This window comes from Planctomycetota bacterium, from assembly GCA_026387035.1.
Lineage (GTDB): Bacteria > Planctomycetota > Phycisphaerae > FEN-1346 > FEN-1346 > JAPLMM01.
This window is the reverse complement of record JAPLMM010000054.1, coordinates 1-4,995: the sequence shown is the minus strand read 5'-3', so window position 1 is coordinate 4,995 and position 4,995 is coordinate 1. Positions and strand designations below refer to the sequence as shown.

Below are 4,995 nucleotides of genomic sequence, written 5' to 3'. Positions count from 1 at the left end.
GGGAATCGTTGCTCTCCGCCCGTCCCGGCCTTACAATGCCGCCCGAACCCGTAGGGCCGAGGAAGGAGCGAGCGAAGGCGTGGCGAAAATCACCAAGCGCAGCGACGACTACAGCCAGTGGTACATCGACATCGTGATGCGGGCCGAGATGGCCGACTATGCCCCGGTCCGCGGGTGCATGGTCATCCGACCCTGGGGCTATGCCATCTGGGAACGCATGCAGCGGGCCCTGGACGACATGTTCAAGGCCACCGGCCACCAGAACGCCTACTTCCCGCTCCTCATCCCCAAGTCGTTCCTGGAGAAAGAGGCGGAGCACGTCGAGGGGTTCGCGCCCGAGTGCGCGGTGGTGACGCACGGCGGCGACAAACTGCTCGACGAGCCGCTCGTCATCCGCCCGACCTCCGAAACGATCATCTGGGCGATGTATAAGAAGTGGATCCAGTCGTGGCGCGACCTGCCGCTCCTTTACAACCAGTGGTGCAACGTCGTGCGGTGGGAGATGCGGACGCGGCTTTTCCTTCGGACGGCGGAGTTCCTCTGGCAGGAAGGTCACACGGCCCACGCGACCGCCGAGGAGGCGACCGAGGAAGCGGAGCGCATGCTCGGCGTGTACCGCACGTTCGCCGAGCAGTGGATGGCGATGCCCGTCCTCGTCGGCCGAAAGAGCGACTCCCAGAAGTTCGCCGGCGCCGTGACGACCTACACGATCGAGGCGCTGATGCAGGACGGCCGGGCGCTCCAGGCCGGCACGAGCCACTACCTCGGCCAGAACTTCGCCAAGGCGTTCGACGTCCGGTTTCAGAACCGGGAGGGGGCGCTCGAATACGTCTATGCGAGTTCGTGGGGCGTTTCGACGCGCCTGGTGGGGGCGCTTGTCATGAGCCACTCCGACGACGCCGGCCTGGTGCTCCCGCCACGCCTCGCGCCCATCCAGGTGGTCATCGTTCCGATCCTGAAGGCCGACGCGGACAACGCGGCCATCCGGACGGCGGCGGCGCGCCTCGCGGAACCCTTCGGCTGCGCTCCCTTCGGGTCTGAGCCTCAGGGTCGAAGACAGGACAAGCCGTTCGGCGACGCCGTCCGCGTCCGCGTGGACGACCGCGACAACGTCTCCCCGGGATGGAAGTTCAACGAGTGGGAACTCAAGGGCGTGCCCATCCGCGTCGAACTCGGGCCGAAGGACCTGGCGGCCGGCCGCGTGGTCCTTGTGCGGCGGGACACGGGCGAGAAAACGCCGATCCCCCAGGGGGAACTCGCGCTGCGCGTCCCGGAGATTCTCGACGAGATGCAGTCGACCCTATACGAGCGGGCGAGCAAACGGCTCGAAGAAAATTGCCGGACCGTGGAGACCTACGACGACTTCAAGCGCCTGCTTGAGGAGGTCGGCGGATTCCTCTTCGCTCCGTGGTGCGGGAGCCGGGAGTGCGAGGCCCGCGTGACCGAAGAGACGAAGGCGACCGTCCGTCTCCTGCCGGACGACGCCCAGGAAGGTTCCGCCTGCATGGTCTGCGGCAAAGGGCCCGCGAAGCGGGTGCCCTTCGCTAAAGCCTACTAACGCTGCAGCGCCACTTATGCTTTCGCGCGGTGGGTACGGAGACCCGCCGCGCAAAGTGGCGCTGTAGGGCTACTCCCGGGAACGCCATTGCGGGGGGGGTCCCATTCTCCAAGAGTCCACCTTGCGGGGCGGAAGGGGCCTTCGGAGGCCTGGAAGTGGCTTTTTGGCGCCCGAACGGCCCAAATTCGAGCCGAAACGCGGGTCTTTGGTGCGAGGCCGACTGGTGGGACTGGACGCTGGACGGCTCTGTTTCCAGTCTGTATAATGAGAGTAGAGAGGTGGCGGTATGCACGGGTGGAGGCACGTCGGGGCCCGGCGCGCCGGGGCCGGTCCCCGTCGGAGAGACGGTGAAAGGAGGACCGATATGGCCCGTTCGAGACGCAAGTCGAAGACCCCATCCGACAGGGGGGCGTTCACTCTGGTCGAGTTGCTGGTGGTCATCGTCATTCTCAGCCTGTTGATGGCGATGCTCATCTCCTCGTTGCGGGGCGTGTGGAGTCGGTACAATATGACGCGATGCCAGTCGAACCTCTTTCACATCTACCAGGCGTTCCGGCTTCGGGCGGCGGACGAGGCAATGGGCGTCAAACAAGCCTACGCAGTGGCGGCGTGGACGACGGTGCTGGCGCCTTACCTGGAGAACGACGCCAGCCAATTCAGGTGCATGGAGACCTCGGCGGCGGGTGCCACTCCCATCCCGTCCATCACCGAATTAGTCGAGTTACGCATGCACGGGCCCGGCGGCTACATCCAACAGTTGGAGCCGGGTCCGTGGATGCTGAAACTCTCCGTTACGCAGTATAACACGGCCCGCGGCATGAACCTCCTAAGCAACGCCGGCGAGGCCGACAACATCAACACGTTGCACCCCGAGTTCACCACTTACGTCCCCGACGGCACGCCGGACGTTTACTGGCTCTGCATGGAGGACCACGGCGGCGACAATGACTTTAAGGACGTCATGACCCAGGTGACGGTCAATGAAGTCGCCGGGGAGGTCAAACTGGAGTGCATCTCCGGCTACACCATCTGGACGGAAAACGCCCTCATGGACAAGTTGACGGGCGAGGTCCTCTTCACCACCGGAAGCAACTACTGGGACTTTTCCCTGGACAGGACGATCACCTTGGGGGGGGTGGCGATGGACGCGAGTTACGGCATGAACGAGTACGCCATCGACAAGATTACGGGCGGGAAACTCATCCGTGGCGTCGGCGGCGCCGGCGGAAAGATTCTCGTCATGGACTATCTGAAACTTGAAGCGAAGACCACCGACGCTTGGGCCGACGAAAAGTGGGACCCCGACCGCGACGGCGTCCCCGTCTTCGCCCGCCACTTCGGGCAGGCGAACATCCTGTTTTCGGACGGGTCGGTCCGGCCCGAGCGGCCGGCCGACCTCAACCCGATTACGCTGACGGCCGCGAGGAAATGGTGGATGCCTTGAACCGCTAAGCGGTCCGACATATATTTTGCGCGGTGGGTCGGGAGACCCGCCGCGCTATCAAACGGCCGCCTTGGTGCGGGCGAAAACGCGGTTTTTGCGGCGGGTCAGCCGTCAGGCCACGGCACGCCTGCCGTGCCAGGGGAGACCCGCCGCGCTATCCTCTCTCTCGGTGGCGCGAAGTTGACAAAGTAGCACTAGCCGCCGGGGCGGCGCCGCCGCTCGCCCAGTCGAGTCGCCTGCCCTGTAGTATGACACTACAGGGCCTGCCAGCCACGGCACCCTGGCAGGGCGAGTCCCGGCGCGCCGGGACTCGACCGCGAGCCGTAGCCGTGCCAGGGCGGCGAGCGGCCGACGTGGGGCAAAGGACGGAGGACGCAAAATGGCGTTTCGCGGCGTCAGGTTTGCGGTGCTGCTGATTATCGCCGGCGTGCTGGCCACGCTCGTCGTCTGGCGCGCGACGCGGAAGGAGCCGCTCGGAGGCGGACCGGCGTCGCGCGATCCGGCCACGGCCCGCGTCGAGCAGTACCGGCGCGAGGGGAACCTGGAAGCCCTGGCCGGCGAGGCCGACGACCCCCGGGCCGAGGTGGCGACGCGCGCGGTCCGGGCGATGGGAACCCTCGGCCCGGCCGCGGTCCCTCATCTGGAGCGGCGCATCGCGGACGCTCGGCCGGAAGTTCGGGAGGCGGCTGTGGTCGCCTGGGGCCAGGCGGCCGACGACCGTCGTCCGGAGGTTGTTGCGGCCGCGGCGCGAACGGATCCGTCGGTCATCGTGCGGGCCACCGCCGTCTCGGTCCTCGGCCAGGTCCGGGCTGTCAACGAAATGGAGACGCTGATTGCGGCCCTCGACGACCCGGACCACATGGTGCGAGTCCGCGCGTCGGCCTCGATCGAGCGCATCGTCGGACGCCGATACGAGGTTTACCTGGACGACCCGCCGGGTTCGGATCGGCGCCGCGAAGCCGTGGAGAACGTCCGGAAGATCTGGGCTGAAGAAGGGCAGGGCGTCCGCGACTACTACGCGGCCAAAAAGGCCAGGGGGGAACGCTGAAAGATTTCCGGATGCGGCGAGAGGCACAGCGATGGGCCGTCCTGGGCGCCTGCCTCCTGGCCGCTGTTGCCGCAGGTTGCTCGGACCCTGCCGACCAACTCCATTCGGACGACCCGGCCGCACGCATCGAGGCGATTCGCCTGCGTTGCAGCCTGCGCACGATCCAGGCGATCCTCCATCACAACGCCCTGGACCTTCTGACGATGGCCGAGTTGTCCGCTCACATCCTCGAGGCGTCCGCCTGAGGCGTCTGCCGCTTCGACTCCCCATCCGCCCCGACCCTGTCGCCCTCGGTGTTCCGAGCGCCGGTCGGTCTATGCCGGTTGTGCGGGTTGTAGGGAGGACTCTGGGGTCTATGCCGGTTGAAGGGGCCGTAACGTCGGCGTTGCAATCCGCGCGGAGCGTTGATTTGCGGACGCGCGCCGGCGTCGGGTCGTAAGTCCAGCAGGCAGGAACCCTTAGCGTCGCCGCGCGCCGGACGCACGGCCGCGCGTGTTGTCCGGCGGGGCGCCGGTCGGCACAGGCGGCACACTCGTCACAGGCGGCGCACGCCGCACAGGCCGACGCGCGACCCCGCCTGGCGCTACCGTGGCGCGTGTCGGCAACTATTTTGCGCGGGCGGCAGAGGTTCGGCACGGTCTTTGCAACAGGAGAGGTGGGCACCTGTTGCGTTCCACCCGGGCCCCTACCGGGTGGGAACGTTAAGAGGGGAGAACGAACATGGACGAAGCGGCTCTTCGTGAAAAGATCGGCGAGATTCTGTCCGAGGCCCAGGGCCTGCCGGCGGTGGCGGAACCCGGCGCGGCCGGACCCGGCCAGAGGGAACATCGGCAGCCTTCCGGCTTGAGGCGCGAGATGGCGGCGCTGGAGGACGGCCTGGATCACCTCCGCCTGGCCATCAAGTACCTGGTGTTCGACCTGGAAGCGACGAAGCGCGAGAACCGG

The 4,995-nt window shown here is 66.9% G+C and carries 5 protein-coding genes; all 5 read left to right on the top strand.

Features of this window, described 5'->3' with window-relative positions; all coding sequences use genetic code 11:
- The first annotated feature begins 136 nt into the window (after positions 1-136).
- Entirely contained in the window at positions 137-1,558 is a 1,422-nt protein-coding gene (gene proS / locus NTX40_01630) for a proline--tRNA ligase (GenBank protein MCX5647786.1), read from the top strand.
- Between the two features lie 364 nt (positions 1,559-1,922).
- Entirely contained in the window at positions 1,923-3,002 is a 1,080-nt protein-coding gene (locus tag NTX40_01625) for a prepilin-type N-terminal cleavage/methylation domain-containing protein (GenBank protein ID MCX5647785.1), read from the top strand.
- A 379-nt stretch (positions 3,003-3,381) separates the two neighbouring features.
- The gene (locus NTX40_01620; GenBank protein MCX5647784.1) at positions 3,382-4,050 is read left to right on the top strand and encodes a HEAT repeat domain-containing protein; all 669 of its coding nucleotides are present in this window, start codon (positions 3,382-3,384) and stop codon (positions 4,048-4,050) included.
- 11 nt (positions 4,051-4,061) lie between these two features.
- Positions 4,062-4,295 (top strand): hypothetical protein, encoded by a 234-nt coding sequence (locus tag NTX40_01615; protein MCX5647783.1) that lies wholly within the window; start codon positions 4,062-4,064, stop codon positions 4,293-4,295.
- 475 nt (positions 4,296-4,770) lie between these two features.
- On the top strand, positions 4,771-4,995 hold a 225-nt coding region (locus NTX40_01610), incomplete at its 3' end, for a hypothetical protein (GenBank protein MCX5647782.1).

Coding starts and splice junctions, on each gene's coding strand:
- NTX40_01620 (MCX5647784.1), top strand. CDS start 3,382: ATGGCGTTTCGCGGCGTCAGGTTTGCGGTGCTGCTGATTATCGCCGGC.
- proS (MCX5647786.1), top strand. CDS start 137: ATGCGGGCCGAGATGGCCGACTATGCCCCGGTCCGCGGGTGCATGGTC.
- NTX40_01625 (MCX5647785.1), top strand. CDS start 1,923: ATGGCCCGTTCGAGACGCAAGTCGAAGACCCCATCCGACAGGGGGGCG.
- NTX40_01615 (MCX5647783.1), top strand. CDS start 4,062: ATGCGGCGAGAGGCACAGCGATGGGCCGTCCTGGGCGCCTGCCTCCTG.